This window comes from Peterkaempfera podocarpi, assembly GCF_042466665.1.
Taxonomy (GTDB): Bacteria; Actinomycetota; Actinomycetes; order Streptomycetales; family Streptomycetaceae; genus Peterkaempfera; species Peterkaempfera podocarpi.
In genome coordinates this window covers 709,386-734,681 of sequence record NZ_CP162102.1, presented here as the reverse complement: position 1 = coordinate 734,681, position 25,296 = coordinate 709,386, and the positions used below count along the sequence as shown (strand labels likewise).

26 protein-coding genes and 1 pseudogene are annotated in these 25,296 nt (G+C 72.3%); 12 read left to right on the top strand and 15 right to left on the bottom strand.

Annotated elements, in window-relative coordinates; translation table 11 throughout:
• Window positions 1-386: 386 nt before the first annotated feature.
• On the top strand, window positions 387-959 hold the full coding sequence (locus tag AB0761_RS03385; RefSeq protein WP_377267376.1) for a DUF5565 family protein: 573 nt from the start codon (window positions 387-389) through the stop codon (window positions 957-959).
• A gap of 189 nt (window positions 960-1,148) precedes the next feature.
• Here AB0761_RS03385 and AB0761_RS03380 read toward each other — a convergent pair whose 3' ends face one another.
• Window positions 1,149-1,844 (bottom strand): alpha/beta fold hydrolase, encoded by a 696-nt coding sequence (locus AB0761_RS03380; protein WP_377267375.1) that lies wholly within the window; start codon window positions 1,842-1,844, stop codon window positions 1,149-1,151.
• Window positions 1,845-2,169: 325 nt separating this feature from the next.
• On the opposite strand from AB0761_RS03380, the gene AB0761_RS03375 reads away from it, so the two are divergent.
• Entirely contained in the window at window positions 2,170-2,889 is a 720-nt protein-coding gene (locus tag AB0761_RS03375) for a TSUP family transporter (RefSeq protein WP_377267373.1), read from the top strand.
• Between the two features lie 7 nt (window positions 2,890-2,896).
• Here AB0761_RS03375 and AB0761_RS03370 read toward each other — a convergent pair whose 3' ends face one another.
• Entirely contained in the window at window positions 2,897-4,096 is a 1,200-nt protein-coding gene (locus tag AB0761_RS03370; protein ID WP_377267371.1) for an MFS transporter, read from the bottom strand.
• Between the two features lie 136 nt (window positions 4,097-4,232).
• On the opposite strand from AB0761_RS03370, the gene AB0761_RS03365 reads away from it, so the two are divergent.
• Complete coding sequence (locus AB0761_RS03365; RefSeq protein WP_377267369.1) at window positions 4,233-5,420, top strand: ROK family transcriptional regulator; 1,188 nt, start codon at window positions 4,233-4,235, stop codon at window positions 5,418-5,420.
• 138 nt (window positions 5,421-5,558) lie between these two features.
• Here the strand turns inward: AB0761_RS03365 and AB0761_RS03360 are convergent, their stop codons facing one another.
• A complete protein-coding gene (locus AB0761_RS03360) occupies window positions 5,559-5,786 on the bottom strand; it encodes a hypothetical protein (RefSeq protein ID WP_377267368.1) in 228 nt (75 codons plus the stop codon).
• Window positions 5,787-5,938: 152 nt separating this feature from the next.
• Here AB0761_RS03360 and AB0761_RS03355 point away from each other — a divergent pair, with 152 nt between their 5' ends.
• Window positions 5,939-6,355 carry a molybdopterin-binding protein gene (locus tag AB0761_RS03355; protein WP_377267366.1) on the top strand — a complete coding sequence of 139 codons (417 nt, stop codon included), beginning with the start codon at window positions 5,939-5,941 and terminating at the stop codon, window positions 6,353-6,355.
• Window positions 6,356-6,364: 9 nt separating this feature from the next.
• Window positions 6,365-7,114, top strand: coding sequence for a glycerophosphodiester phosphodiesterase (locus tag AB0761_RS03350; protein WP_377267364.1), 750 nt, complete (start codon window positions 6,365-6,367; stop codon window positions 7,112-7,114).
• A 7-nt stretch (window positions 7,115-7,121) separates the two neighbouring features.
• Here AB0761_RS03350 and AB0761_RS03345 read toward each other — a convergent pair whose 3' ends face one another.
• Complete coding sequence (locus tag AB0761_RS03345) at window positions 7,122-8,090, bottom strand: helix-turn-helix transcriptional regulator (protein WP_377267362.1); 969 nt, start codon at window positions 8,088-8,090, stop codon at window positions 7,122-7,124.
• 57 nt (window positions 8,091-8,147) lie between these two features.
• Window positions 8,148-8,453: a hypothetical protein gene (locus AB0761_RS03340; RefSeq protein ID WP_377267361.1), complete on the bottom strand. Its 306-nt coding sequence runs from the start codon at window positions 8,451-8,453 to the stop codon at window positions 8,148-8,150.
• 122 nt (window positions 8,454-8,575) lie between these two features.
• Here AB0761_RS03340 and AB0761_RS03335 point away from each other — a divergent pair, with 122 nt between their 5' ends.
• On the top strand, window positions 8,576-9,172 hold the full coding sequence (locus tag AB0761_RS03335; protein WP_377267359.1) for an O-methyltransferase: 597 nt from the start codon (window positions 8,576-8,578) through the stop codon (window positions 9,170-9,172).
• A 388-nt stretch (window positions 9,173-9,560) separates the two neighbouring features.
• The gene (locus tag AB0761_RS03330) at window positions 9,561-9,764 is read left to right on the top strand and encodes a hypothetical protein (RefSeq protein WP_377267357.1); all 204 of its coding nucleotides are present in this window, start codon (window positions 9,561-9,563) and stop codon (window positions 9,762-9,764) included.
• A gap of 245 nt (window positions 9,765-10,009) precedes the next feature.
• Here the strand turns inward: AB0761_RS03330 and AB0761_RS03325 are convergent, their stop codons facing one another.
• The 8 genes from AB0761_RS03325 to AB0761_RS03290 all read right to left on the bottom strand — a co-directional run bounded on the left by AB0761_RS03325 (window position 10,010) and on the right by AB0761_RS03290 (window position 16,727).
• Window positions 10,010-10,678, bottom strand: a complete 669-nt coding sequence (locus tag AB0761_RS03325; protein WP_377267355.1) for a hypothetical protein — start codon at window positions 10,676-10,678, stop codon at window positions 10,010-10,012.
• Window positions 10,679-10,752: 74 nt separating this feature from the next.
• A complete protein-coding gene (locus AB0761_RS03320; protein WP_377267353.1) occupies window positions 10,753-11,016 on the bottom strand; it encodes a hypothetical protein in 264 nt (87 codons plus the stop codon).
• Window positions 11,017-11,019: 3 nt separating this feature from the next.
• Window positions 11,020-11,664 (bottom strand): DUF697 domain-containing protein, encoded by a 645-nt coding sequence (locus AB0761_RS03315; RefSeq protein WP_377267352.1) that lies wholly within the window; start codon window positions 11,662-11,664, stop codon window positions 11,020-11,022.
• Window positions 11,665-11,759: 95 nt separating this feature from the next.
• Window positions 11,760-12,542, bottom strand: a complete 783-nt coding sequence (locus AB0761_RS03310; RefSeq protein WP_377267350.1) for a hypothetical protein — start codon at window positions 12,540-12,542, stop codon at window positions 11,760-11,762.
• Window positions 12,539-13,888, bottom strand: a complete 1,350-nt coding sequence (locus AB0761_RS03305) for a hypothetical protein (RefSeq protein WP_377267349.1) — start codon at window positions 13,886-13,888, stop codon at window positions 12,539-12,541. Before AB0761_RS03305 ends, AB0761_RS03310 begins: the two co-directional genes overlap by 4 nt.
• Before the next feature lie 295 nt (window positions 13,889-14,183).
• Window positions 14,184-14,960, bottom strand: coding sequence for an SDR family oxidoreductase (locus AB0761_RS03300; RefSeq protein WP_377267347.1), 777 nt, complete (start codon window positions 14,958-14,960; stop codon window positions 14,184-14,186).
• A gap of 194 nt (window positions 14,961-15,154) precedes the next feature.
• Complete coding sequence (locus tag AB0761_RS03295) at window positions 15,155-15,667, bottom strand: DoxX family protein (RefSeq protein ID WP_377267346.1); 513 nt, start codon at window positions 15,665-15,667, stop codon at window positions 15,155-15,157.
• 106 nt (window positions 15,668-15,773) lie between these two features.
• Window positions 15,774-16,727 carry a LysR family transcriptional regulator gene (locus AB0761_RS03290; RefSeq protein ID WP_377267345.1) on the bottom strand — a complete coding sequence of 318 codons (954 nt, stop codon included), beginning with the start codon at window positions 16,725-16,727 and terminating at the stop codon, window positions 15,774-15,776.
• 83 nt (window positions 16,728-16,810) lie between these two features.
• Here AB0761_RS03290 and AB0761_RS03285 point away from each other — a divergent pair, with 83 nt between their 5' ends.
• The 4 genes and pseudogenes from AB0761_RS03285 (at window position 16,811) to AB0761_RS03270 (ending at window position 20,223) form a co-directional block, all read left to right on the top strand.
• A complete protein-coding gene (locus tag AB0761_RS03285; RefSeq protein WP_377267343.1) occupies window positions 16,811-17,515 on the top strand; it encodes a succinate dehydrogenase cytochrome b subunit in 705 nt (234 codons plus the stop codon).
• Between the two features lies 1 nt (window position 17,516).
• Window positions 17,517-18,811, top strand: a pseudogene (gene sdhA, locus AB0761_RS03280) (succinate dehydrogenase (quinone) flavoprotein subunit); the annotation flags it as partial.
• Between the two features lie 60 nt (window positions 18,812-18,871).
• Window positions 18,872-19,471, top strand: a complete 600-nt coding sequence (locus AB0761_RS03275) for a hypothetical protein (RefSeq protein ID WP_377273922.1) — start codon at window positions 18,872-18,874, stop codon at window positions 19,469-19,471.
• On the top strand, window positions 19,468-20,223 hold the full coding sequence (locus AB0761_RS03270; protein WP_377267342.1) for a succinate dehydrogenase/fumarate reductase iron-sulfur subunit: 756 nt from the start codon (window positions 19,468-19,470) through the stop codon (window positions 20,221-20,223). The genes AB0761_RS03275 and AB0761_RS03270 overlap by 4 nt, the downstream gene beginning before the upstream one ends.
• A gap of 69 nt (window positions 20,224-20,292) precedes the next feature.
• Here the strand turns inward: AB0761_RS03270 and AB0761_RS03265 are convergent, their stop codons facing one another.
• Window positions 20,293-21,960 (bottom strand): beta-1,3-glucanase family protein, encoded by a 1,668-nt coding sequence (locus AB0761_RS03265; RefSeq protein ID WP_377267340.1) that lies wholly within the window; start codon window positions 21,958-21,960, stop codon window positions 20,293-20,295.
• 201 nt (window positions 21,961-22,161) lie between these two features.
• On the opposite strand from AB0761_RS03265, the gene AB0761_RS03260 reads away from it, so the two are divergent.
• Entirely contained in the window at window positions 22,162-23,136 is a 975-nt protein-coding gene (locus tag AB0761_RS03260; RefSeq protein WP_377267338.1) for an alpha/beta hydrolase, read from the top strand.
• Window positions 23,137-23,374: 238 nt separating this feature from the next.
• Here the strand turns inward: AB0761_RS03260 and AB0761_RS03255 are convergent, their stop codons facing one another.
• The gene (locus AB0761_RS03255) at window positions 23,375-25,240 is read right to left on the bottom strand and encodes an alpha-L-fucosidase (RefSeq protein ID WP_377267337.1); all 1,866 of its coding nucleotides are present in this window, start codon (window positions 25,238-25,240) and stop codon (window positions 23,375-23,377) included.
• Window positions 25,241-25,296 lie beyond the last annotated feature (56 nt).

Sequence of the window (25,296 nt, the reverse complement as noted above, 5' to 3'; positions counted from 1 at the left end):
AGCCCGCGCCCGGATCGCCCTGCACCTGCGCCGACCCCAGGGGCGCCGAGGCCACGAAGCCCCGCGCCCGCTGGCACCACCACTGCAAATCCCTCGTGTTTCAGCGCATGACGATGCTCCAGGCCACGATCTACGGCTGGAGTACGAGGGTCCAGGAGGCGGCGGCTCGACGAGCCCCGCGCCTGCCCTCCCAGCCCTGGCCGGGCCGTCTCCTGGGGGCATGTAGCCGCTGGTCGACGGGCGTCCGGCGCCGGGAGAAACAAGGTGCGCCGGACGCGCGCCATCGCCCATGCTGCCTACGCCCGCCCCGTTGGACCCCAGTGCCTGACGTTCCGTGCTGATCGGGCGTCGGCCCAGCACTGGTCACCACATCCAGGAGCCGTTCCATGAAGAAGATCCCCACCGTGTTCGTCCGCGACTTCGGTGCCCGCCCCGCCCATGTCGTCGAGGAGGTCAACCCCGAATGCGCCTGGGTCCTGGCCGGCGAAGGCCGGGCCACGCGGAAGTTCGACGGGACCTGCGTCATGCTCGACGAACACGGCAGCTGGTGGGCCCGCCGGGAAGTCCGCGCCGACAAGCCCGCACCGGCCGGTTACGTTCCTGTCTCCACCGACCCGACCACGAGCAGGACCGTGGGGTGGGAGCCGATCGAGCAGTCCCCGTTCGCCACGTTCCACGCCGAAGCGGTCCGCAACTGCGCGGCGGACGAGGGGGTCACGGGCACCTTCGAACTGATCGGACCGAAGATCAACGGCAACCCTGAGCGACGTACCGCGCACCTGCTCGTCGAGCACGCCCAAGCACTGAACCTCGATGTGCCGGAGCTGACGTTCGAGGGCATCCGCAAGACCGTACGCGCACTCGCGGAGGCTGATGGCTGCGAGGGCATCGTGTGGCACCACCCGGACGGCCGGATGGCGAAGATCAAGGCGCGGGACTTCAAGGCGGAAGCCCGCTGACGGCTGATGCCCGCCCCGGTCGCACCTTGCCCGGACGCCCCGACCGCGGGTGCAGAGGGGCGGGGATCCTCCGGCGGTGCGCGACGACCTCACGGCCGAGCCGCCCTTCTCGTCGCGGCTGTCAGTGAGTGGCTGCGACGAGCGGCTGGGGCCGAGCTCGGCCAGGCCGTCGGGATGGAACCGCAGCCCCTACCCGGCCGCGTCGAGAAGGATCCGGGCCAGCTCCTGCGGCTGGGAGAACATCGGCCAGTGGCCGGTGTCCATCTCGACCAGTCTCCACTGCTCGCCGGTCAGGAGCCCGGCCACGTCGTCGCTCGGCTCGGGGCCGTCGAGCAGGCACTTGATGTATGTCGTCGGAAGGTCAGCGAGTGGCCGTACCAGCAGGGCCGGGTCGGCCAGCGAGGCGCCGGGGTGCGGCGTCGTTCCGCCCACGATCCGGGCGATCTGCTCATCGGTGAGGCCCTGCCCGTCGTAGTCGTCCTTGGTCGGCGGCGCCCACAGCCCGCCGTTCCCGGCAAGGACGGCCTCCAGCTTCGCCGGCCCCTCCCACCAGGTGGAGACGAACGACTCGCCATCGGCTGGAACGTTGGAGTCGACGAAGACCACGCCGACCAGCCGGTCACCGATCCGCCCGGCGGCCTGACCGACCGGGATGCCCGAGTAGCTGTGCCCGACCAGCACGACATCGCGCAGATCGAGCCGCTCGACCTCATCGACGATGTCCTGGACGTGGGTCTGCCGCCCGGCGGGCACGGCCTGTCTGTCGGCGACGCCGGACAGGGTCAGCGGGTGGACGGCGTGACCGGCCTCCCTCAGCGTGGGCACCACCTCGTCCCATGCCCACGATCCGAGCCACGCGCCTGGAACCAGTACCAAGTTCGACATGGCCGCACAGTAGCGGAGAGGTCTGACAGTGCATCGAGGAAGCTTTCGCTGCACGTCTCGACCTCGCCCGGCAAGCAGGGCCCGAGCGAGCGGGCACTACCGCCGTGGACCGGCTCCGCACCGGCCGCGCCCGGGGACCGGCGACCGTCCGGGGCCGCCTCCGGTCACCCGCGCCCGGACCGGGGCGGGCCGCCGCCGCCCGGTCGCGGCTTGCCGGTCCGACCACCCGGCCCGGTCCGCCAGGTCCCACATCGCTGTTCGGCGGTACGGTCGTGGGCCTACGGTCGGTCCCGTCCTGACCCCGGTCGACAAGGAGGCCGCCGCTATGACCACCGCTGAACTGCTCCTGGGACTGGTCGTCCTGCTCGGCGCCTCGGTGCAGCGGCTCACCGGCATCGGCTTCGCCCTGGTCACCGCCCCGGTGCTGGCCCTGCTGGTGGGGCCAGGCCAGGGCGTTCTGGTCTCCAACTGCGCATCAGCGGCGATCAGCGCCGTCGGCCTGTGCGCGGGCTGGCGGCAGGTGCGGCTGTCGGCGATGCTGCCGCTGGTGCTGGCCGCCGCCTGTACCGTTCCGGCCGGTGCCTGGGTGGCGGACCGGCTGCCCGAGCGGGCGCTGCTCACCTCGATCGGCGCCGTGGTGGTGGTCGCGGTGCTGCTGGTGATCGCCGGCGCGCAGGTGGCGTCGCTGCGGGGGAGGGGCGGCGCGGTGGTGGCGGGTGCGGCGAGCGGTTTCCTCAACTCCTCCGCCGGGGTCGGGGGGCCGGCGCTCTCCCTGTATGCGGTCAACGCCCAGTGGCCGGTCCGGGAGTTCGTCCCCAACGCCCAGTTCTACGGCGTGGTGGTGAACCTCTTCTCGATGGCCGCCAAGGGCCTGCCCCGGCTGGCCTCCCCTGGCTGGGCGCTGCTGGCGATGGGCGTGGCCGGCGGCGCGGTGGTCGGGCGACTGCTGGGGGAGTGGCTCAGCGACCGGCAGGCCAGGCGGCTGGTGCTGGGCCTGGCACTGCTGGGTTCGCTGGCCACGCTCGCCAAGGGCCTGCTGGGCTGACGGAGGGTCAGTTGGTCCCCGCCGGGGCCGGGGCGGCGGCTTCGGCGGCTCCGCCGGTGACGGTCACCGCGGCTGCCCGCAGCGCGCCCGCGCAGACCATCAGCGCCGCCACCAGTGCGGTCACCACGGCGAAGGAGACGGTGAGCGAGGTGGCCTGGGCGAGGGCGCCGATGATGGCGGGGGCCACCAGTCCCGAGGTGTAGGTGATGGTGGCGACGCCCGCGATCGCCTGGCTCGGGTTGGGTCCGCTCTTGCCCGCCGCGGCGAAGGCCAGTGGGATCACCACCGCGATGCCCACACCGAGCAGGGCGAAGCCCGGGATCGCCAGCGCCGGGGTGCGTGCGACCACCACCAGCAGCCCGCCGGTGGTCGCCACCGCACCGCTGAGCCGCACTGTGCGCACCGGCCCCAGCCGCCGCACCACCGCGTCGCCGAGCATCCGGGCGCCCGCCATGGTGAAGGCGAACCCGGAGAAGCAGGCCGCGGCCAGTCCGGCCGAGGCACCGGTGATGTCCCTGAGGTAGACCGCGCACCAGTCCGAGCTGGCACCCTCCGCGAAGATCGCGCAGAAGCCGACCAGTCCGATCGCCAGCGCCGCCCGCGGCGGCCTGGCGAAGCGGGGCGGGGCCTCCTCGTCGGGGGCGGGGCGTACGTCCAGGAGGTTCCGTCCGACCAGCAGCCCACCGGCCACCAGCACCGCGGCCATCAGCCCGAGGTGCAGCCGGGCGTCGATGCCGGAGTGGGCGGCCAGGACACCAAAGCCCGAGCCGATCAGCGCACCGGCGCTCCACATGCCGTGCAGTCCGGACATGATCGACCGGCCGAGCCGCTGCTCCACCTCCACGCCCTGGGCGTTCATCGCCACATCGGCCATCCCGGCCGTCGCGCCGAACAGCAGCAGCGAGCCGCCGAGCCAGAGCAGTCCCGGTGCGGCAGGGGGCAGTGCCAGGCAGGCGCACCACAGTGCCAGCAGTCCGCGAATGGCCGCCCGCCCGCCGAAGCGGTACACGATCCGGCTTGCCAGCGGCATCGACAGCGAGGCGCCGAGTGCGGGCATCATCAGCGCCAGGCCGAGCTGCCCGGAACTGAGGTCGAGGCGCTCCTGCACCCAGGGGATGCGGGTGGCGAAGCTGCCCTGGACGGCTCCGTGCAGTGCGAAGACCACGGCCACGGCGACCCTGGCTCTGCGGACGGCGGACTGGTCCATCCGGTGTCTCCTCCCCTGGTGCGCGGCGGCGCGCGACGTTGCGACGGACGACGCTGTCGGCATCCGGCCGGTACTAAATTATCAGGAAGGGACCCTGATAGAAAACTGCCAAAACCGTCTGGGAGGATCTGGCGCCATGACCACCGCGCGCACGGCCACCCCGAGCACAGCCCGTGCCATCAACGACCGGCTCGCCCTCGACCTGCTGCTGGAGCAGGGCCCACTCACCGCCACCCAGCTCAAGGAGCTCACGGGGCTCTCCCGGCCGACCGTCGCCGACCTGCTGGAACGTCTTCAGCACAGCGGACTGGTCACGATGGTCGGCGAGTCGGGCGCGGTCCGGCGAGGCCCCAACGCCCGCCTCTACGGGCTGGTCGCCGACCGCGCGTACATCGCCGGCATCGATGTGCGCACCGTCGGTGTCGCCATCACCGTCGCCGACCTCACCGGCCGCACCCGCGCCACCGCCCGTCTCCCCGCCGCCCCCGACACCGCGCCCGCCGACCTGGTGGACGGCGCCGTGCGTGCCCTGGTCGACGCCACCCGCAGGGCCGGGACCGACACCCTGCACACCATCGCCGTCGGAGCGCCGGGCCTGATCGACCCCGCCGCGGGCGAACTCAGCGGCACCGGCGGGCTGCCCCGCTGGCATGCCGACCTGGTCCGCGCGCTGCGCGAACAGCTGGGTGTCCCGGTGCTGCTGGAGAACGAGGTCAATCTGGCCGGCATCGCCGAGCAGCGGCTGGGCTCCGCGCGTGACCGCGACACCTTCGTCCTGCTCTGGCTCGGCCACAGCGTCGGCGCCGCGGCCATCCTCGACGGCCGGCTGCGCCGCGGCGCCTCCGGCGGCACCGGTGAGATCGGCTTCCTGCCCGTGCCCGGCACCTCGATGCTGCCCACCGCGACCGGATGCGACGGAGGCTTCCACGGCCTGGCCGGCAGCGCGGCGGTGTGCGCACTCGCCCGTGAGCACGGGCTGCCCGCTCCGGCCGCCGACGACGCCCCGGCCGCGGAGGCCGCCGTACGGGCAGCGCTCGCCGCGGGGGAGGACGGTGCGGCCTTTCTCGACGTGCTCGCCGAACGGGTGGCGCTGGGCGCCGCGGCGGTCTGTGTCGTCCTGGACCCCGGATGCGTCGTCCTCGGCGGTGAGGTCGGCACGGCGGGGGGAACCGAGCTGGCGGACCGAGTGGCTCGGCGGCTCGCCGGTCTCTCCCCGCTCCGCACGGAGGTACGCGCCGGCACGGTCAGCGGCAGCGCCGTCCTCGGCGGGGCCGTGCTCATCGCGCTGGACGCGGTTCACCAGGATCTCTTCGGCGGTCCCTGACCGCCGGCCTGCGTGACTCCGCGCACATCTGCGCCGGTCACCTGTCTCTGTCTCTGTCTCTGTCTCTGTCGCCGGCCTGCCTGGGCCCGTCGCCTGTCTCAGCCGGTGGCCTTCCTGGGCCGGTTGCGGCGAAGGCTGTCAGCGGCCGGCGGCATCCACCGCCGAATGGCCGGTGCCGGTGGTGCCATGACCGGCCTCGCCGGCCTGCAGGGCGGGGGTGCCGAGCACCACGGCGGTCACCAGCCCGGATATGACGGCTATGCCGAAGCCGGTCCGGCCGCACAGCTGCGCGGTGGTCGGCCGCGGCCGCGGCGGCGGGGCCACATCACTCCGGAAGGCGTCCTCCGTGCCCTGATCCTGACTCATTCCGCTCTCCCTGTATCCGTACCGGCGGTCAGCTGTCCGAATCGTCGAACTTCGACCTGAATAGCAGCTTAATCTCCGGTACGAGATGCACCCTCCCGAGTGGGCCATGAGGCAGGATGGCGCTGATCACAGCGATCCTCAGGAGGAGCCAGATGGGTCAGTCCGACCGGCCGGTGAACAGCTACCGGATCGGAGAGGCGGCGGCCATGCTCGGCGTCAGCGCCGACACCATGCGCCGCTGGGTCGACGCGGGACGCCTCGACGCGGAGCGCGACGAGCACGGCCACCGCATCGTCCCCGGGGCCAGGCTGGCCGCGTTCGCCCGCGAGCTCGCCCGCCCGGAGAACGCCGCGGCGGTCGGCCTGCCGTCCTCCGCCCGCAACCGCTTCCGCGGCATCGTCACCCAGGTCATCCTCGGCGATGTCGCCGCCCAGGTGGAGATCCAGGCGGGTCCGTTCCGGGTGGTCTCCCTGATCAGCCGGGAGTCCGCCGAGGAACTCGGCCTGGAACCGGGCGCGCCGGCCGTGGCCGTGGTGAAGTCCACCAATGTCGTCGTCGAGCGCGGCTGAGGGCGGGCCGTGCACCTCCACCCGCCGCGAGCCGTCGCCCACCGCGGTGACCCCTACCGGCACCGCGAGAACACCCTCCCCTCGATCCGCTCCGCCCTGGCCGCCGGGGCCGACGCGGTCGAGGTCGACGTACGCCTCACCCGCGACGGCGTGCCCGTCCTGCTGCACGACCCCACCCTCCGGCGCCTCTGGGGCCTCAACCGGCCGCTGGCCGAGCTCACCGCCGCAGACCTGCGCGGCCTGGGCGGACACGGCGCACCGCACCAGGTACCCACCCTGGCCGAGGCGCTGGAGGCGGTCGCTACCGCACCCCGCAACCCGGCCGGGCGGGCCCCGCTGCTCATGATCGACCTGGATGACGCCGCCCCCGTCGCCGCCACCTGCGCAGAGGTACGCCGGCTCGGCGCCGCCGACCGGGTCGCCTACTGCGGACCGCCCTCCGCCATGTTCGCCGTACGCGACCACGAACCCACCGCCGAGGTCTCGGTCACCTGGCGCACCCCCCGCACCCCGCCGCAGGCGCTGCTCGCAGAACTGCGCCCGCAGCTGCTCAATCTGCCGTTCGGCCTGGTCACCCCGGCGCTGGTGGAGCAGGCCCGGCACACCGGACTCCAGGTGAGCGCCTGGACCGTGGACGTCCGCCGCACCATGGCGCGGGTACTGCGCACCGGGGTCGTCTCGCTCACCACCAATCGGATCGGCGTGCTGCGCGCCCTGCTCGACCGCTCACCGGGGCCGGTCCCGGAACAGGGGGCCTGACCGGTCGTCAGCCCTTGGCCGGGCCACCCGCCGCGCGGCCGAGCCGTTCGGCGACCAGCCGTATGTGCTCCGCCAGCTCCGGCGGCTCGTGCACCTCGAAGTCCACCCCGTAGCGGGTGAGCCGGGCGGCCAGGTCGTCCAGTGAGTTGGAGCCGGTGCGCAGCACACAGCTGTGCTGGTCCACGGGTTCCACCTGCCCGTAGGTGGGGCCGGTCCAGGCCTCCACCATCGCGGCCGGCGCATGCAGGGTGACCCGGGCCCGATGGCGGAACGCCTCCGTCGACACCCGCCCGGCGAGCCACTGGGCCGCCTCCTGCGGAAGCTTCCTGGGTTCAAAGCGGGGGCCGGTCGGCACCGGGTCGGTGAGCCGGTCCATCCGGAAGCTCCGCCAGTCCGCCCGCCCGGTGTCCCAGGCAACCAGGTACCAGCGGGGTCCGGTGCAGACCAGCCGGTGCGGTTCGGCCGCCCGCCGGCTCTGCGTACCCCCGTGGTCCTGGTAGTCGAACCGCAGGCGCATCCGGTCCCGGCAGGCACTCGCGACCACCGTGAGCGACTCCGCGTCGACATCGGGGCCGTCCGGGCCGGTCAGCCACTCCATGGCGTTGTGCAGCGCGTCCACCCGCCGGCGCAGCCGGGACGGCAGCACCTGCCCCAGCTTGGCCAGGGCCTGCACCGAGGACTCGGCAGTACCCGCCACGCTGCCGCCCGCCGCCATCCGCAGGCCGACGGCGACCGCGACGGCCTCCTCGTCGTCCAGCAGCAGCGGTGGCAGCGCAGCCCCGGCACCGAGCCGGTAACCGCCTGTGGCGCCCGGGGTCGCGTGCACGGGATAGCCCAGCTCGCGGAGCCGGTCCACATCACGCCGGATGGTGCGCGCCGTCACGCCGAGTTTCCGGCCGAGTTCCGGGCCGGTCCAGTCCTGTCGGGCCTGGAGCAGGGAGAGCAGCCGCAGCAGCCGCGAGGAGGTCTGAAGCACGCGCCCACTCTGCCACCCGCGCGCGTCACAGGTGTCCCGCAGCGGGTGACGTGCGGGTCAGGAATGCGGCGCGGCCAGCTGCTCGGCGTGCGCCGCCTGGGCCAGCAGCAGCGCCGCAAGCCGCCGCGCCTCGAGCGGGCTCAGCCCCGCCCAGGCTCTGGAGAAGCCCCCGCGCTCCGGCCCGACATCCAGTGCGATCCGGGCGAACGGGCCACTGGACCCGCCGATGCACAGCGGTGCCACAGCGATCCGCCGTCCGCACGCGGTCACCAGTGCGGCCACCGCAGCGGCCTCGGTGACTACTGTGGTCGCCGCCCCCACAGGGCGACGTCCCCGCTGGTCCTCGGACTCCGCACTGGTCATGTCGTCCTCACGTCCTCTCCTCGCGCCGGCCTCACCACCCTCAGCGTCCGGGGACGGCTGCACATTCCTGAGCCCCGGGCGGGCCTTGCCCCCAGTGCCGCCAGCGGGTCCAGAATGACGCCATGTCACTCACCGGAACCGACACCTACCGGGGTGTCCGTGATCTGCCGCCGCTGGTCGAGCGCGCCCTGCGCGCCGCCCGGGAGAGTGGCTTCGCCCACTCCTGCCGCCCCGAGCAGGGCCGCCTGCTGCACGCCCTCGCCGCGGGGGCGCCGGGGCTGATCGGGGAGACTGGGACCGGACTCGGAGTGGGGCTGGCCTGGTTGGCCTCGGGTGCCCGCGACGACGTCCGCCTGCTGAGCGTGGAGCGGGACCCGCAGCGGGCCCGCCTCGCCGCGGAGCTGTTCGCCGACCACCCCCAGGTGCGGATCCTGCACGGAGACTGGCAGCAGATCACCGGCCATGGGCCGTTCGACCTGCTGGTGCTCGACGGGGGCGGCCAGGGCAAGACGGACCCGCCCGCCGACCCGGCCCTGCTGCTGGCCCCCGGCGGGACGCTGGTGGTGGACGACTTCACCCCGGCGGACGGCTGGCCGCCACGTCACGACGGCCGGCCGGATCTCGCCCGGATGCACTGGCTGGGCCACCCCGGCCTGCGGGCCGCCGAACTGCGCCTGGCCCCCGACCTCAGCACCGTGGTGGCCACCCGCGACGGCTGAAGGGGCGTCAGGAAGGCTCCGCGGTAAACCCGGGCCCTGCTCACCGGACGGTCACGGCACTGCCGGGTGGGGCGGTGCCGGCCTGGATCCGGCGACCGGCGACCGGCGAACTGGCCGCGGGCGACCGGCGGCCGGGGTCTCGTCACCGGGCCCTGCCGCCGGACGGCCGCCGGAGTTCGCCGCATTCTCCCGGTCTCCCGGCGCGGCGGGCCTTGATCGAGGCCGGACCGGGCGTGGCCACGGGCGCGGGTGCGGTCGCGCCCGCCCGGTGCGGTGCCGCGCAATTCGGCCCGCCCGCAACGGGATTTTTAATGTCGGCGATCAAGAGACCTACCGGCGTATGGTCATAAACCTCCTGACGGTGAAAGGAGGTTCACCAGCGATGGGAATGTTCAAGGACGCGCCGCCGCGCGAGCACCCGGAGTACACACATCTGCGTTTCATGGCAGCGGGTTCGCCATCGTGGTGGAAGAAGAACCGGCACAAGGTCCTCGCCGTCGCCGGTCTCCTGACCGGAATCTGGCTCGCCGGGCATCACCACGACACGCCCCAGACCTGCCAGCCGACCGGTTCCTCCAGCGTCGCGCGCTGATCGCCGCGCGCTGCTCCCGGTCGGGGCCCGGACCGCGCGCCGCACGGTCCGGGCCCCTCGGTGCGGAGTCCGCCGACTTCGCAGCGCCCCGCCGAAACGGCTGCGGGCATTGCCGGACGCCACACGGGCGGGAATTTCAGAACGCCGGCGCAGATGGTTCACACAGAGCGGGAGCCCGGGTCGTCCCTTCCTTTCCGAAGGGGACGACCCGGGCTCCCGCGACCCGTTTTCCGTGTATCAGCGGCCTACTTCTTGAAGACCATACGGAAGACGTAGAACCCGTCGTAGGTGCTGCCGGTCACCGTCGCCTGGGCGTGCGCCGAGGTGATCTTCCCGGAGATTCTGGCGCCCGCGTTGATGGTGTGCGGCATCACCGGGGTGACGCCCAGCGACGGCCGGCAGGGCACGATGAGGTTGGCGGCGTTGAAGGTGTTGAGCACGGCGCCCTGGGCCTTGTGGTTGTTGGTCAGCGAGCCGGAGAACGCCCCGGTCTTCGCCGAGCGGGTGTACGACCAGTACCGCAGCAGCAGCCTCGGGTCGCGGGGATGGCCGTTGACGTCGGTCGCGGAGACCCGGAAGACCGCGGAACTGAACAGGGAGACCGAGCCGTTCACCCTCGGGCCGCCGGCCGCCAGGCTGAAGTGGAAGGGGTTCTTCTCACTCTGCTTGCCGGCCTTCTGGGTGGGCGAGACCACCAGGGTGGCCGGGACCTTGTACTGCGCCCGGCCCACATGGCGCCGCACCCCGCCCCACGGGCCGCCGCAGTAGTCGTAGACATCGACGGTCATCGCCGCCGTGCCCTTGTAGACCTTGGTCGTCGTCGCGGCGTCGGCCGGTGCACCCGTGGTGCCGAGGACCAGCACGGTCGTTCCCAGCACCGCGGCTGCGGCTGCCGGAGTACGCCTGAGTTTCATGAGAACCCCCTGACTGAAATGATCCACGGCCCGGCGGGCCGGGAACTCTCTTGCGCGGACGGGGCGGAGGCCCCTCACCAGGTGATGTCGTTGGGATCCACGGCCTCACCGGTGGACTTCAGCACCGGGCCCCCGACGCGCGATTGGATGACCTCGCGGCCCAGGTGGTCGTGGCCGTGCGGGTAGCAGCCCTCGGAGCCGAAGGTCACCTCGCCTCCGTGCCCCGGGTGCACCGCGCCCGCGTCCACTCCGACCGCCCCCACGTCCAGCCCGGCCGCCCCGTCGTGCAGGGCGGTGTAACCGGCGGCCATGCTCACACCGGTGGCCCAGAACCCCATGACTCAGCCCTCCTTGACCGTGGCCGAACGGCGCAGCGCCGGGACGAGCGTGTCCGCGAGGTTCGCGACCGCCCGCCGGTTGAGTTCGGCGAGCACCAGACGGGCGAGCGGGGTGCGCAGAAACTGCTCCAGCGTGCCCACCTCGTGCGTCGCCGTGTACTCGCACAGTCCGATCCAGGTGTAGCCGACGACGGCCGTCCCGGTGATCGCCACCGAGGCGTTCACCGCGGCCCCGGCCACGCTGCCCACCACGGGGATCAGCTTGAGCAGGTTGGCCGCGACATAGGTGCCCGCCTTGCGCGCACCCTGTCCCAGCAGGACCGAGCCGACCACGGTGAGGTCCCCGGTCACCGGAGGCTCCCCGTACGCGGTGGTGATCGCCTGGACCAGGCACACCTGGGCGGCGGTGATCGGAATCGCATCGGCGAAGGGCAGCGGGATCGCCCCGGCAGCCGCCGACACCCCGCAGGCCACACCGACCGCGGTCTGCGCGCGCCGACGGCGGGCCGCAAGCACCGCCTTGCCGTCCGGTGTACGCCGCACCACCTGGGCGCGAGTCGCCTCGGCGGGCAGATTGCGCAGCAGAGCGGCGGGATCGAGATACTTCTTGACGTCGAAGGGAACGCTTGAGTCAATGGGCCGGTCCATGATTCCCCTCCGTGTGGTCGGACGGTCCGTCACATCCTGATTGCGGATGCCACATCCACCATCCGCCGCCGCGGCCCCCGGAGCCAGGTGAAACTTCACAGCCTTCCGGCGGTCCGGCGCCTCCCCTCGACCAGCGGCCGGAGCTCCGGGTCGCGGAAGAAGCGGAAGTGCATCACCGCGAAGGCGTGCAGCGGCGCGAGCAGGGTTGTACGGGCCCGGCGGCCCAGGGCGGCGTCCGGCACCGCGACGGGCTGCGGGTCGGGACGGTGCAGGAAGCTGCGCTCCAATTCCCGTACCGTGTCCGCGTGCCGGATCAGGAAGTTGTCCACGGTCCGCTCCGACACATGCGCGGTACGGGCCAGTTCCCAGCGGCTGGAGTAGTGGGGGAGCTGCTCCCAGATCCCCAGGTCGGTGGTGGACGGGATCAACCGGTCCAGCCAGGGCGCGCCCCGGTCGCGGGCCGGCGGCCGGTAGCGGTCGCCGCGGAAGCGGGCGGCGGGCTGCTCGCCCGCCGCCACGGCCTCGACCAACGCCCGTACGTCGTCCCCGGGGGCCTCCTTGGAGAGCAGCCCCAGTGGCCGGTGGAACTGGAACGCCGCGAGCAGGAACAGCAGGCGGCTGTCCTCGCTGTCGGCCGAGTAGAGCACCGACGGCACCGAGACGGCCCCGAGATGCCGCAGCACGGTCAGGCCGCTCTGCTCCGACATCCGGCCGAAGTCCATGTCCACAAAGGCGAGATCGAACCGCTGACCGCCGCCCAGCATCCCGCCGAGCAGCTCCGGCGTCAGCGCCCACGCCACGGAGTGACCGGTGCCGTCCAGGGCCCTGGCCACGGACTCGCCCACCTGCATCACATTGTCGACGACGACGATCCTCATCCGCCGCTCCCCTCCTGCTGCCCCTCGTTCCGGTACGACCGGTACTGCTGCCGCTCGTTCCGCTGCGACCGCCAGTGGACCTCCGCCACCGTCCCGTGTCCGCCGCCGCGCCAGCCGATCGCCCCGTCGTAGGCGGCAAGCCAGTGCCTCAGCAGCCGGGAGCTGCTGTGCGCGGGAGCGGACGTCCCCGGTTCTGCCGTGAGCCCCGGGCCGTCGTCGGCGACCGTCAGGGTGATCCGTCCCTGCTCCGTGGCGGCGCACCGCACCTCGATGCGGGCCGCGCCCGCGGCGAGGGCGTTGGTGAGCAGGTCGGGCAGCACACGGCGGGCGATCTGGTAGTCCACCGGGGAGAGCTGCGGATCCGGCGCGGTCCGGGGAACCGTGCAGCGGGCGCGCTCCGACGCCGGCAGGGTCCGCTGCACCAGGGCCCACAACTCCCCGAAGGGGCGGGGGCCGCTGCGGTTGGCGTCGCTGAGTACGTCCAGGCGCGCCTCCTCGACCTGCATCATGGCCTCGCGCACCAGTCGGCGGACCTCGCGCGGGTCGGGATCCGGCTCGTTGACGTACTGCTGGAGCAGGCTGACGGCGTTTCGGGCGATGCTGTGCATGTCCACGGCGGCGCCGCGCCGCCACAGGTCGTGCCGGTTCACGGTGTGGGACGCGGCCGCGCGCAGCATCACATCGAAGCCCGCCCACACCGGGTAGTAGCCGAACGGGGTGGCGCACAGGGCCAGGTAGAGCGGGACCGTCAGTTCGGCGGCGCGGTCGTTGTAGGGGAACAGATACACCACCAGCATCGCCGAGAAGACCACCGGCAACAGTGTCCGCAGCCGCCGCATCCGTGGGGAGGGCCGGCGGTCGACGCTGTACCAGCCGGGGTCGACCATCGCCTGGAGTGCGGCGGACAGCGAGTACAGCACACCGAACAGGACGCCGCACACACGCTGCCCCTGGGTGAGTCCGGGCAGTGGGAGGAGCCCGGTGAACAGCCACAGCACCAGGAATGCGCCGATGGTCTCCGCCACCCCGGAGGCATCCAGCGTGGCCCGCCCCGGCGTCGTCAGCAGATGCGCGGCCAGCCGCTGCACCGCGGGCGGTCCGGTCTCCGCCAGCCGCTCCAGCGCCGCCGAGCGGGTGTGCAGAAAGGCGATCCCGACCCCGGCGCTCGCCGCCCCCAGCTGCAGGGCCGCTCTGAGCGGCTCGCCGGTGTGCGACACGGCCAGCACCACCCAGGCCCCCGCCACACAGGCCGCCCGGAAGCAGCACCCCGCCCACCAGAGTGTCGACGCAGCTCGCAGGGCCGTCCCGAAGACCGCCTGGGAGAACTCGTCCTCGCGCTGAACCAAGCCCGGCCCCCCGGCCCATGACACCCCGACTGTGTCGGACGTCACTCATCCTTCACGAAACGAGCACACCATACACATCGCGGAGGGCTGTCGCCTCCCCTCCTGGGCCACCAGTACCGATCGACCGACCGGATTCCGCGTCCGTTACCGGCCTGCGAGTCGGATCCGCCCGACCGGCGGGGGCAACGGGCCGGTCCTCAGCGGGAGTTCGTCGACGGCAGCGGCCTCCGCCCGCAGCTGCGGGCGGTCGATGCCCGGCCCGGCGGAGCGGCAGCCGGCCCGTCGGCGGGCAGGCTCAACTGGCCTGCCCGGTGGGCATGATGGTGACCTGCTGGAGGTTGACCCGCGGCGGCATGGAGGCGATGAAGCCGATCGTCTCCGCGATGTCCTGCGGGGTCAGCCACTCCATCGTCTCCTTGGAGCCCGCCAGCCACTCCAGGGCGCCCTGGTCCGTGACGTGGCCCTGCAGCTCGGTGCCGACGATGCCCGGCTCGATCGCCGCCACCCGTACGTTCTTGGCGCCCAGCTCGGTGCGGAGGGTGCGGGAGAAGTGCGTGACAAAGGCCTTGGTGCCGGAGTAGACGGCGAAGTTCGGGAAGATGTTCTGCGCGGCGATCGACGCGGTGTTGATCAGGTCTGCGACGCCGCGCTCCCCGGCCGACTCGACCAGTTGCGGGACGAACTCGCCGATCACATTCATCAGTCCGGAGATGTTGAGATCGATCTGCCGCTTCCACTGGTCGACGCGCAGCTCCTCGATCGGGGCCGGCAGCATCACTCCGGCGTTGTTGAACAGCAGGTCGGCGCTGCCGAGTTGGGACCGCACCCGGTCGGCTGCGGCATGCACCTGGGCGGTGTCGGTGACATCGGTGGCCAGCGCCAGCGCGGTGCCGCCGTTCCTGCCCACCCGGGCGACCAGGTCGTCCAGCCTCTCCGTACGGCGCGCCAGGACGGCGACCTTGGCGCCCAGGGCGGCCAGATGCTCGGCGGACGCTTCACCGATGCCGCTGGAGGCGCCGGTGACCACCGCCACGCGTCCGGCGAGAGGCTGGTTGCGGGTGCTCGTGGACATGTGCGGTCACGCCTTCCGGGACGGTCGTGGACACGGCGGGAGCCCGAAGGCAGGCCCGCGGGTCCCCCTCCAGCACACCACCACCCCGCCCCTCCCGCACCCGCGGAAGGCCCCTGCCGCTCCGGTGCGGACGGGCCCGCCCCGCCCGGGGCGGGCGGGGCGGACCGTCGAGGCTGCGGTGTACGGAACCGGCCTCAGCGGGCCGTGAAGGCCCGGGCCTCTGCGTCCCCGGGGGCGGGGGCGGTCGTCTCGGGACGGTGGCCCAGCAGCAGGCGGTCGAGCGAGAGGGCGCCGGGGCCGACGGTGGCGATGGCCAGGAACGCCCAGCAGAACATCACTGAGGGCTCGCCGCCGTTCTGGATCGGCCACAGGGCCTTCTCCTGATGCACCGTGAAGTACGCGTACGCCATGGAGCCGGAGCACAGGAGTGCGGCGGGCCGGGTGAGCAGGCCGACCAGGACCAGGATCCCGCCGGCCAGCTGGATCGCCGAGGCCCACCAGCCGGGCCACTCCAGCAGTGTGGGCGCGTGGCCGCCCTGCGGGCCGCCCAGGACGTCGAAGAGCGAGGCGGCGCCGTGGCAGGTGAACAGCAGGCCGACGACGACGCGGAAGAGTCCGAGCGCGAGTTGGGTCCAGCGTTCGGGCAGGGGTGAGTTCACGGGAGCTCCAAGGGTTTTTCGGAGGCGCGGCGGGGGTAGGCAATGCATGGGAGCGCTCCCACGCTGCCTCAAAACACACCGGGCGATGCGTCCGAGTACGGGACAATCTAGCCAATGTTGACCTGCACTCGTCAAGTCTCTGGTCGGGTCCGGTTCAGTCCGGTGCACCGGCTGCGGTGCCGACCCGGCGGGTGCCCGGGGGCAGCGTCCCCGTGGCCGCCGCGTGGTCGAGGTACTCCAGCAGCACCCGCCGCAGCTCCCGGGCGGCGCGCGGCGGCTCGACGTCCCGGCGGTGCGCCAGGCCGATGGTGCGCTGAAGTCCCGCTCCGGCGAACGGCGTCACCCGGATCAGGCCCCGCCGGTCGGCGACCATGCTGGGCACCACCGCGAGCCCCAGCCCCGCCTCCACGAAGCCGAGCACCGCATCCATCTCGCCGCCCTCCACGGCGAGCGACGGCTCGAACCCGGCGGCCCGGCAGGCGCCCACGGTGAACTCCCGCAGGTCGTAGCCGCGCCGGAACATCACCAGCGGACGCCCGTCCAGATCGGCGACCCGCACCCGCTGCCCCTCCACCGGGGGTGGTGCCCCGGCCGCCGAGACCACCACCAGCTCCTCCCGCAGCAGCTCGGTGGTGGCCAGCGCGGGGTCATGGCTCTGCAGCGGCAGGATGAGCAGCGCCAGGTCCAGGCTGCCGGTGGCCAGTTCGCGCACCAGGTCCCGGGATCCGCCCTCCTCCACCAGCAGCCGGATCCCCGGGAAGCGGCGGTGGTAGGCGCGCAGCACCTGTGGCAGCAGACCGGTGCACAGGCTCGGGGTGGCGCCGATCCGTACCCGCCCGCGCCGCAGCTGGACCAGTTCCTGCACCTCCTGGCGGGCGGTGTCGGCGTCCGCCAGGATCCGCCGGGCCAGCGGCAGCAGCGCCTCGCCGGCGTCGGTGAGGGCGATGTTCCCCCGGGCGCGGCTGAACAGCTCGGTCCCCAGCTCCCGCTCCAGGGAACGGATCTGCTGGGACAGCGACGGCTGGGCGACGTGCGCCCGCTCGGCGGCCCGGGTGAAGTGCCGGGTCTCGGCGACGGCAACGAAGTAGACGAGCTGCTGCAACTGCACACGGCCACGATAGCTCCGGCCTATCGAAACCAGCCGCACCATGTCTTGGACCTGTCATCATGCGCGGTCGTAACGTCCAGGTCATGGCACTGGCGACCCGGACGGTGCACCCGTCCGCCCTCCGCACGCTGTGGGACTCCACCATCGGCAAGAAGACGGTGATGGCGGGCACAGGCGTGCTCATGCTGCTCTTCCTCATCGCGCACATGCTCGGCAACCTCAAGATCTTCTTCGGCCCCGGGGACTTCGACAGCTACGCCGGATGGCTGCGGACGATCGGTGAGCCGGTGCTGCACTACGGCTGGTACCTGTGGCTGCAGCGCGCCGCGCTGGTCGCCTGCGTGGTGCTGCACGGCGTCGCCGCCTACCAGCTGAGCCGCCGCGACCTGAAGGCGCGCCCGCAGCGCTATGCGCACCGGCAGCCGGCCCGGGGCAGCTACGCGACCCGCACCATGCGATGGGGCGGAGTGATCCTCGGCCTCTTCATCGTCTGGCACATCCTCGATCTGACGGCTGGCACCGTCAATCCGCGCGGAGAGGCCGGCCACCCCTACGAGAACGTCGTCGCGGACTTCCGCCTCTGGTACGTCGACCTGTTCTACATCGTCGCGATGCTCGCCCTGGGCCTGCACATCCGCCACGGCTTCTGGAGCGCCGCGCAGACCCTCGGTGCCAACAACCGCACCCGCGACCGCGCCCTCAAGGCGGCGGCCAACATCCTGGCGGCCGTACTCACCGCCGGCTTCGTGCTGGTGCCCGTGGCCGTGATGACCGGATTGGTGGACTGAGATGACCCCCTACAGCGACTTCACCGTCGGCGCCCCGATCGCCGACACCAAGGCCCCGGACGGGCCCGTCCACGAGCGCTGGGACCGCCGCCGCTTCGAGGCGAAGCTGGTCAACCCGGCCAACCGCCGCAAACTCACGGTGATCGTGGTGGGCACCGGACTGGCCGGCGGCGCAGCCGGCGCCACCCTCGCGGAACAGGGCTACCGGGTCGTCCAGTTCTGCTACCAGGACTCACCCCGGCGCGCCCACTCCATCGCGGCCCAGGGCGGTATCAACGCCGCCAAGGACTACCGCAACGACGGCGACTCGGTGCACCGGCTCTTCTACGACACCGTCAAGGGCGGCGACTTCCGCTCCCGGGAGTCCAACGTCCACCGCCTCGCCCAGGTCTCGGTGCAGATCATCGACCAGTGCGTCGCCCAGGGCGTCCCCTTCGCCCGCGAGTACGGAGGGCTGCTGGACACCCGCTCCTTCGGTGGCGTCCAGGTCTCCCGCACCTTCTACGCCCGCGGCCAGACCGGCCAGCAGCTGCTGCTCGGCGCCTACCAGGCGCTGTCCCGCCAGATCGACGCCGGTGCGGTGGAGATGCACCCCCGCACCGAGATGCTCGACCTGGTGGTCATCGACGGCCGGGCCCGCGGCATCGTCGCCCGGGACCTGGTCACCGGCCGGATCTCGGTCCATCTCGCCGACGCCGTGGTGCTGGCCACCGGCGGCTACGGCAATGTCTTCCACCTCTCCACCAACGCCAAGAACTCCAACACCACCGCGATCTGGCGGGCCCACCGCCGCGGCGCGTACTTCGCCAACCCCTGCTACACCCAGATCCACCCCACCTGCATCCCGCGCTCCGGCGACCACCAGTCCAAGCTGACCCTGATGAGCGAGTCGCTGCGCAACGACGGCCGTATCTGGGTGCCGCTGGCCGAGGGCGACACCCGGCCCCCGCAGCAGATCCCCGAGGGCGAGCGCGACTACTACCTGGAGCGGATCTACCCCTCCTTCGGCAATCTGGTCCCGCGCGACATCGCCTCCCGCGCCGCCAAGAACGTCTGTGACGAGGGCCGCGGGGTCGGCCCCGGCGGCCAGGGCGTCTATCTGGACTTCGCCGACGCCATCGCCCGGATGGGCCGGGAGAAGGTCGCCGAGAAGTACGCAACCTCTTCGAGATGTACGAGCGGATCACCGCCGAGGACCCCTACTCCCGCCCCATGCGCATCTATCCCGCCGTGCACTACACCATGGGCGGCCTCTGGGTGGACTACGACCTGCAGACCACCGTCCCCGGCCTGTTCGCCATCGGGGAGGCCAACTTCTCCGACCACGGCGCCAACCGGCTCGGCGCCAGCGCCCTGATGCAGGGCCTGGCCGACGGCTACTTCGTGCTGCCCGCCACCATCGGCGACTACCTCGCGCGCCACCCCCACCAGGAGGCCGACCCCGACCACCCGGCCGTCGCCGAGGCCGTCGCCGAGGCCGTCGCCGACACCGAGGACCGGCTCGCGCTGCTGCTCGCCGTCGACGGCGACCGCACCCCGGAGTCCTTCCACCGGGAGCTGGGCGCACTGCTCTGGGAGGAGTGCGGCATGGCCCGCAACGAGGCGGGGCTGCGCAAGGCCCTGGACCGCATCCCCGAGCTGCGCGACGAGTTCTGGCGCCGGGTCAAGGTGCCGGGCACCGGTACCGAGCTCAACCAGCAGCTGGAGAAGGCCAACCGGATCGCCGACCATCTGGAGCTGGCCGAGCTGATGTGCCTGGACGCGCTGCACCGCACCGAGTCCTGCGGCGGCCACTTCCGCGAGGAGTCCCAGACCCCCGACGGCGAGGCCCGGCGCGACGACGGGCACTTCTCCTATGTGGCGGCCTGGGAGCACGGCGGCGACGGAGCCCCGGTGCTGCACCGCGAAGAGCTGGCCTTCGAGTACGTCCACCCCACCCAGCGGAGCTACGCGTGAACCTCACCCTGCGCATCTGGCGCCAGCGCTCACCCGAGCAGGACGGCGCCATGACCACCTACGACGTCCGTGACATCAGCCCGGACATGTCCTTCCTGGAGATGCTGGACGTCCTCAACGAGGAGCTGATCCTGCGCGGCGAGGAGCCGGTGGCCTTCGACCACGACTGCCGCGAGGGCATCTGCGGCGCCTGCGGCATGGTGATCAACGGCCGGGCCCACGGCCCCGAGCGGACCACCACCTGTCAGCTGCACATGCGGCACTTCCAGGACGGCGACACCATCGACGTCGAGCCCTGGCGGGCCGCGGCCTTCCCGGTGGTCAAGGACCTGGTGGTGGACCGCTCCGCATTCGACCGCATCATCGGCGCCGGCGGCTACATCACCGCGCCCACCGGCTCGGCCCCCGAGGCCCATGCCACCCCGGTGCCCAAGGAGGCCGCCGACACCGCCTTCGAGCACGCGGAGTGCATCGGCTGCGGTGCCTGCGTGGCGGCCTGCCCCAACGGCTCGGCGATGCTCTTCACCTCCGCCAAGGTGGTGCACCTCAATGTGCTGCCGCAGGGCGCACCGGAGCGGGAGTCCCGGGTGCTGGACATGGTGGCGGCCATGGACGAGGAGGGCTTCGGCGGGTGCACCAACACCGGGGAGTGCGCCACCGCCTGCCCCAAGGGCATCCCGCTGCCGTCCATCGCGGCGATGAACCGCGAGTACCTCCGGGCGCTGCGCAAGGGCACCCCGGGCCGGGTGTGAGACCGGAGCGCCGGGACGCGCCGGGCGGGCCACCCCGGGTCGTCCGGGGTGGCCCGCCCGCCAAGAGGCTCAGCCGAAGGTGAACCAGTTGAGGTTGACGAAGTCGGCCGGCTGTCCGCTGTCGAAGGTCAGATAGACGTCCTGGACGCCCGTCACCCGGCTGATGTCGGCGGGTACGGTCTGCCAGCTCTGCCAGCCCCCGGTGGACGCCACCGCGAAGCCGCCCAGCGGGGTGGCCGTGGGGCTGCCCAGACGCACCTGCACCAGGCCGCTGATCCCCGCCGCCGCACCCGAGGCCACCCGGGCCGAGAAGCGGGTCGCCCCGGCGCTGCCGAAGTCCACGGCCGAGTACTTCAGCCAGTCGCCGTTGGCGAGCCAGCCCACATCACTGCCGCCGCCGCTGTCGGAGCAGGCCTCCACGGAGGTCCCGGACTGGGCGCTGAAGGACTCGGCCTGGATGGTGCCGAAGGCCCCGACCCCGCCGGTGGCGGTGGGGGTCGGCGTCGGGGTGCTCCCGCCGCCACCGCCGGTGGAACCGCCGACGGTGATGGTGAACCGGCTCGGGGTGCCCGACTGCACCTTGCCCTCGAAGTCCACCCCGGCCGGGTGCACATCGTCGTACGGGAAGGCGTAGCCCAGCCCGTCGGGGGTGGTGGAGTGCAGGATCCGGGCGTAGTGGTTGGTGCGGGCCTGGCCGTAGAAGGCGGCGGGGTTCTCGGCGTCCGGCTGGTCGGGGTTGGCCAGCAGGGTGGTGCGGTTGAAGGCGGCGGCAAGGCGGGCGCTGAGGTTGCCCATCTCGTCGTTGCCCGTGGTGAACGGGGCGTCGCTGCAGGAGAAGATCGCCAGGGTGGACGGCTTGGTGAAGCTGCCCACACCGGGGAAGTTCAGCACACCGCCGGAGACCCGTCCGGTGGCGGTGCCCCAGGTGAACTGGGTGTCGATCCGCAGGTCGGTGGTGCTGTACTTGTTCCAGACCTGGTTGACGTAGTCGTCGAAGTAGCCCGCGAAGAGCGCACTGTTGCCGCGGATCGCCAGGTTGGGGCTGAGCACCCGCAGGTCGGAGCCGCCGGAGCTGACGATCAGCCGGCTCCAGTCGCTGCCGTCCGCCGCCGACTGGGCGCGCAGCGCGGAGGTCACGCCGGCCAGGCCGTCGGCGGGCAGGCCGCGGACGTTCTGGGTGCCCTCGGCGGTGTCCAGCCGGAAGGAGATCGGCAGGCACACCATGTCGACGAAGGTGATGTTGGCGTACAGCTGGTCGGTGTTGTAGGTGAACTCGCAGAAGTCGTGCCGCACATCGATGTTGGGGTCGGACGGGTTGCTCACCGAGGGCAGCGCCAGCCCGCCGCCGCGGTTCATCAGGAAGGTGAGCTTGCGGTCGACGGCGAAGTAGATCCGTCCGCTGTCCAGGTGCGGCAGAGTGACGCTGCGGGCCGCTGCTCCGGGGGCGTTGAGGGCGATGGCGCAGTCCACGCCCAGCGGGGTCTGGTCGTTGGCCGGGGAGGGCGGGTGGTACAGGGTGGTGCCGTCGGCCTGGATGAAGGCCCAGTTGCCGCCGGCCGCCGGGTCACGGCCCAGCACATACGCGTACACGGTGGCGCTGCTGGTGGTGTTGACCAGGTCCAGCGGCAGCGTCGGCGCGGTGGCGGCGCCGGCGTCCGCTGCCATCAGCCGTGCCAGCACGGGTACGGAGAGCGCCGCGCCGGCGGAGACGGCGAGCAGCTTTCTGCGGGTGAGCATGGTGGGGGGACCTCCAGGTGGGGGCACGCTCGGGGGGCGAGCGGAAGGCTGCGCTCACCTTTGCGGTGCTGTCGGAGTCCCGTCAAGAGATGAAGCAGAGAGCGCTCTCAGATTTTGGTCAGCCTTAAGGAATTGAAGCGTGACCAAGCCCACGGCGGGGCTGCGGCCACCGACCGCAGCGCGCCCACTACAGTCTGCGGCGTGGATTTCCGTACCGATATCCTCGGCGCCCCGTACGAGGCCGTCGACCTGCCGCTGGCCGCCGACGACGAGGGCGAGGTGCTGGCGACACTGGTCCGCCGCCGCGCCGCGGCCGAGGGCGCCACCGGCCCCCGGCGCGCCGTCCTCTATGTGCACGGCTTCGTGGACTACTTCTTCCAGACCCACCTGGCCGACTTCTATGTCGAACGCGGCTATGACTTCTACGCCCTCGACCTGCGCAAGTACGGCCGCTCGCTGCGCCCCCACCACTCGCCCAACTTCGTCCGCCGACTCGACGCCTACGACGAGGAGCTGGACGAGGCGGTCCGCATCATCCGCGCGGTGGACGGGCACGACCAGCTGCTGGTCAACGGACACTCCACCGGAGGCCTGGTCACCGCCCTCTGGGCGCACCGGCGCGCCGGTCAGGGCCTGGTCGACGGACTCTTCCTCAACAGCCCCTTCCTGTCCATGCCCGCCGCCCTGCTGGTCCGCACCCTGGGCGCCCCGGCGCTCGACGCCCTCGGGCGGCTGGCCGGAACCCGCAAGCTCCCGATGCCGCCCGCGCCGCACTATGTGCACAGCCTGCACCGCGACTTCCGCGGCAGCTGGGACTTCGACCTCGCGCTCAAGCCCGCAGAGGGATTCGGCGTCTACGCGGGCTGGCTGGCCGCCATCCAGCAGGGGCACCGCCAGGTGCGGCGGGGCCTGGCCATCGACTGCCCGGTGCTGCTGATGGCCTCCACCGCCAGCACCCTCACCGCCACCCGCTGGGACGCCGCGCTGCACACCACCGACGGCGTGCTGCGCGCCGACGACATCGCGGCCCTCGCACCGCGCCTCGGCCGCCACATCACCACCGTCCGGATCGCCGACGGCGTCCACGACCTGGTCCTCTCCGGCGAGTCCGCCCGCAAGCAGGTCTTCCAGGAGCTCGACCGCTGGCTCACCGCCTACCTCCCGGCCGCCGGCTGACCCAGGCCCGCCGGGAGGCGGGAGGACCGGGGTGCACGGCTGTCCCCGGGCAGCCCGCGGCGTCCCCTGCCTGACAGGCCGCAACAGGACCGGGCCTCTCCCGCGCCGAGTGCGGGAGAGGCCCGGAGCGGGGGACGCCGAGCGCACCGCCCATACCTGCCGGCGCGGGCCCGCGCCGCCGTCGCCGCATCCGGTGCACGGACACGGCGGACGGCGGCGCGGGCCCGCGCCGGGTCGGTCAGTGGGCCCGGTCCTGGCCGACCGGCGAGCGCCAGCCGACACGGATCTCGTCGATGCCCAGCTTGCGGTAGAAGGCGGGCACCGTCTCCGCGGCCCAGGTGCTGTTGACGGTGAGCCGGACATAGCGGGTGCGGGGGATGGCGAGGTCGATGAAGCGGACGCCGCGGGCGCTCTCCATGACCCCGGTGAGGACGGGGGAGCCCCAGTCGGCCCCGTCGTCACTGATGTGCACCTCGTAGTCCTTGATGCGGGCGGAGTCCTCCAGGCGGCCGAAGGTCTCGCGGTTGTAGGTCGGCGACCACTCGCGCTGGTTGACGGCCAGGAAGCTGACCGGGACCCGCTCCCCGAGGTCGAGAGTGATCGACACGGGCAGCACGGCACCGCTGTCCCACCAGGTCAGGAACGAGTCGTCGGTGAGACCGGCCGCAGGGTGGCCCGCCGCGGCGGCGCTGGCGGTGGAGGTGATGCGGTGCTGCGGGTAGAAGCCCTCGCGGGCCGCGGTGTTCACCCGCAGCACGGTGTCGTAGGGGTCCCAGGCCGTTATGCCGGTGATGGTGATGCGGCCGTCGCGCTGCTCGAACGACAGCCGCTTGCCGGTGCGGACGTCGGTGATGCGGACGATCCGGTGGCCGTTGTCGCGGACGGTGAGGGTGTCGGTGGTGGGCGGTGTGGTGATGTGGAGGTACTGGCGGAAGGGGTCGCTCCTGCTGATGGTGACCACTCCGTAGGCGCCGTCGTTCCATGCACCGGGCTGCAGGCCGCCGTACATGTAGCCGCCGCCCACGGTGTCGTCGATCGACTCCCGGATCGGAGGCAGGTAGTCGGCGAGGAAGTTGTTGAACGCCTCCTGGTTCGCCGGGAACCTGCCGTTCACCTGGGCGGTCTCGGCCATCAGGGACTTGATGGAGGAACCGGCGTTGGTGATGAAACGGCCGACGTTGAGCCCGTGGTCGACGGCCGAGTCGGAGCCGTCGAACCACCACTGGCCCTTGCTGGGCAGCTTGTAGCAGGCCTCGGTGAGGCGGGGCATCGGCGTCCACACGGCGGCCGGGTAGTCATAGGCCGGGACCATGCCGACCTTCTGCTCATTGCTGACCGTGTCCATGATCGGCGTGTCTTCGTTGTTGTTCGACAGCAGCCAGCTGGGGCGGCGCTCCCGGATCAGCTCATAGAGGCCGTTCTGCTCCCAGTACTCGTTGTCGTTGTCGATCCAGAACCCCGACAGGTCGGGGTAGTTGTCCATGACCTCGACGAAGTTGTCGTAGCTGTACTCGCCGAACCCCAGCCGGGTGGTGAGGTCGACCTCCTTGCCCTTGTAGGCGGAGTAGGCCGCGGAGTCCAGCTGCTCGTGGCCGCCCTCGGCGTGCCACTGCGGGTCGTCGGTCATGTAGAGGATGACGTGCAGGTCCTTGGCCTTCGCCGCCGCGATCAGCTCCCCGAGGAAGTCGCGCTGGGTGCTGGCGCTGCCGGGGATCTGCGAGGGCCAGGCCCGTGAGTAGCCCAGCCTGCTGTGGAACGAGGTGAGGACCACATAGCTCGCGTGCAGCTTGCGGGCCTCATCGACCCAGTAGTCGGGGTCCCAGCCGCCGCTGGTGATCGCCGCCTCCCAGGAGGCCGCGTCCGTGTAGCCGGGGAAGGTGCGCATGCCCCAGTGCAGGAAGAGTCCGGCCGTCGATGCGCGCAGCCAGCGCTGCCGCCGGTTGTACAGCCCCTCGGGGAGGCCGGGCGGGAGGGTGCCGCGGACGTCCCCGGCGGTGGCCGGGGGTGCCGCCGCGGACGCCCTTCCCGCGGTCAGCGGACCGGCGAGGAGGGTGCCGCCGACCAGTGCGCCGGTGGCTTTGAGCACATCACGTCGAGAGGTCATTGCTGTGTGTCCCTTCGTGGTTGAGCGTGGTTCCGGCGGTTCGCGCAGAGCGGGCT

Excerpts from the sequence above, each read along its gene's own strand:
- AB0761_RS03385 (WP_377267376.1), top strand. The coding sequence starts at position 387 with ATGAAGAAGATCCCCACCGTGTTCGTCCGCGACTTCGGTGCCCGCCCC.
- AB0761_RS03380 (WP_377267375.1), bottom strand. The coding sequence starts at position 1,844 with ATGTCGAACTTGGTACTGGTTCCAGGCGCGTGGCTCGGATCGTGGGCA.
- AB0761_RS03375 (WP_377267373.1), top strand. The coding sequence starts at position 2,170 with ATGACCACCGCTGAACTGCTCCTGGGACTGGTCGTCCTGCTCGGCGCC.
- AB0761_RS03370 (WP_377267371.1), bottom strand. The coding sequence starts at position 4,096 with ATGGACCAGTCCGCCGTCCGCAGAGCCAGGGTCGCCGTGGCCGTGGTC.
- AB0761_RS03365 (WP_377267369.1), top strand. The coding sequence starts at position 4,233 with ATGACCACCGCGCGCACGGCCACCCCGAGCACAGCCCGTGCCATCAAC.
- AB0761_RS03360 (WP_377267368.1), bottom strand. The coding sequence starts at position 5,786 with ATGAGTCAGGATCAGGGCACGGAGGACGCCTTCCGGAGTGATGTGGCC.
- AB0761_RS03355 (WP_377267366.1), top strand. The coding sequence starts at position 5,939 with ATGGGTCAGTCCGACCGGCCGGTGAACAGCTACCGGATCGGAGAGGCG.
- AB0761_RS03340 (WP_377267361.1), bottom strand. The coding sequence starts at position 8,453 with ATGACCAGTGCGGAGTCCGAGGACCAGCGGGGACGTCGCCCTGTGGGG.
- AB0761_RS03335 (WP_377267359.1), top strand. The coding sequence starts at position 8,576 with ATGTCACTCACCGGAACCGACACCTACCGGGGTGTCCGTGATCTGCCG.
- AB0761_RS03330 (WP_377267357.1), top strand. The coding sequence starts at position 9,561 with ATGTTCAAGGACGCGCCGCCGCGCGAGCACCCGGAGTACACACATCTG.
- AB0761_RS03325 (WP_377267355.1), bottom strand. The coding sequence starts at position 10,678 with ATGAAACTCAGGCGTACTCCGGCAGCCGCAGCCGCGGTGCTGGGAACG.
- AB0761_RS03320 (WP_377267353.1), bottom strand. The coding sequence starts at position 11,016 with ATGGGGTTCTGGGCCACCGGTGTGAGCATGGCCGCCGGTTACACCGCC.
- AB0761_RS03315 (WP_377267352.1), bottom strand. The coding sequence starts at position 11,664 with ATGGACCGGCCCATTGACTCAAGCGTTCCCTTCGACGTCAAGAAGTAT.
- AB0761_RS03310 (WP_377267350.1), bottom strand. The coding sequence starts at position 12,542 with ATGAGGATCGTCGTCGTCGACAATGTGATGCAGGTGGGCGAGTCCGTG.
- AB0761_RS03300 (WP_377267347.1), bottom strand. The coding sequence starts at position 14,960 with ATGTCCACGAGCACCCGCAACCAGCCTCTCGCCGGACGCGTGGCGGTG.
- AB0761_RS03295 (WP_377267346.1), bottom strand. The coding sequence starts at position 15,667 with ATGCATTGCCTACCCCCGCCGCGCCTCCGAAAAACCCTTGGAGCTCCC.
- AB0761_RS03285 (WP_377267343.1), top strand. The coding sequence starts at position 16,811 with ATGGCACTGGCGACCCGGACGGTGCACCCGTCCGCCCTCCGCACGCTG.
- AB0761_RS03275 (WP_377273922.1), top strand. The coding sequence starts at position 18,872 with ATGCAGGGCCTGGCCGACGGCTACTTCGTGCTGCCCGCCACCATCGGC.
- AB0761_RS03265 (WP_377267340.1), bottom strand. The coding sequence starts at position 21,960 with ATGCTCACCCGCAGAAAGCTGCTCGCCGTCTCCGCCGGCGCGGCGCTC.
- AB0761_RS03255 (WP_377267337.1), bottom strand. The coding sequence starts at position 25,240 with ATGACCTCTCGACGTGATGTGCTCAAAGCCACCGGCGCACTGGTCGGC.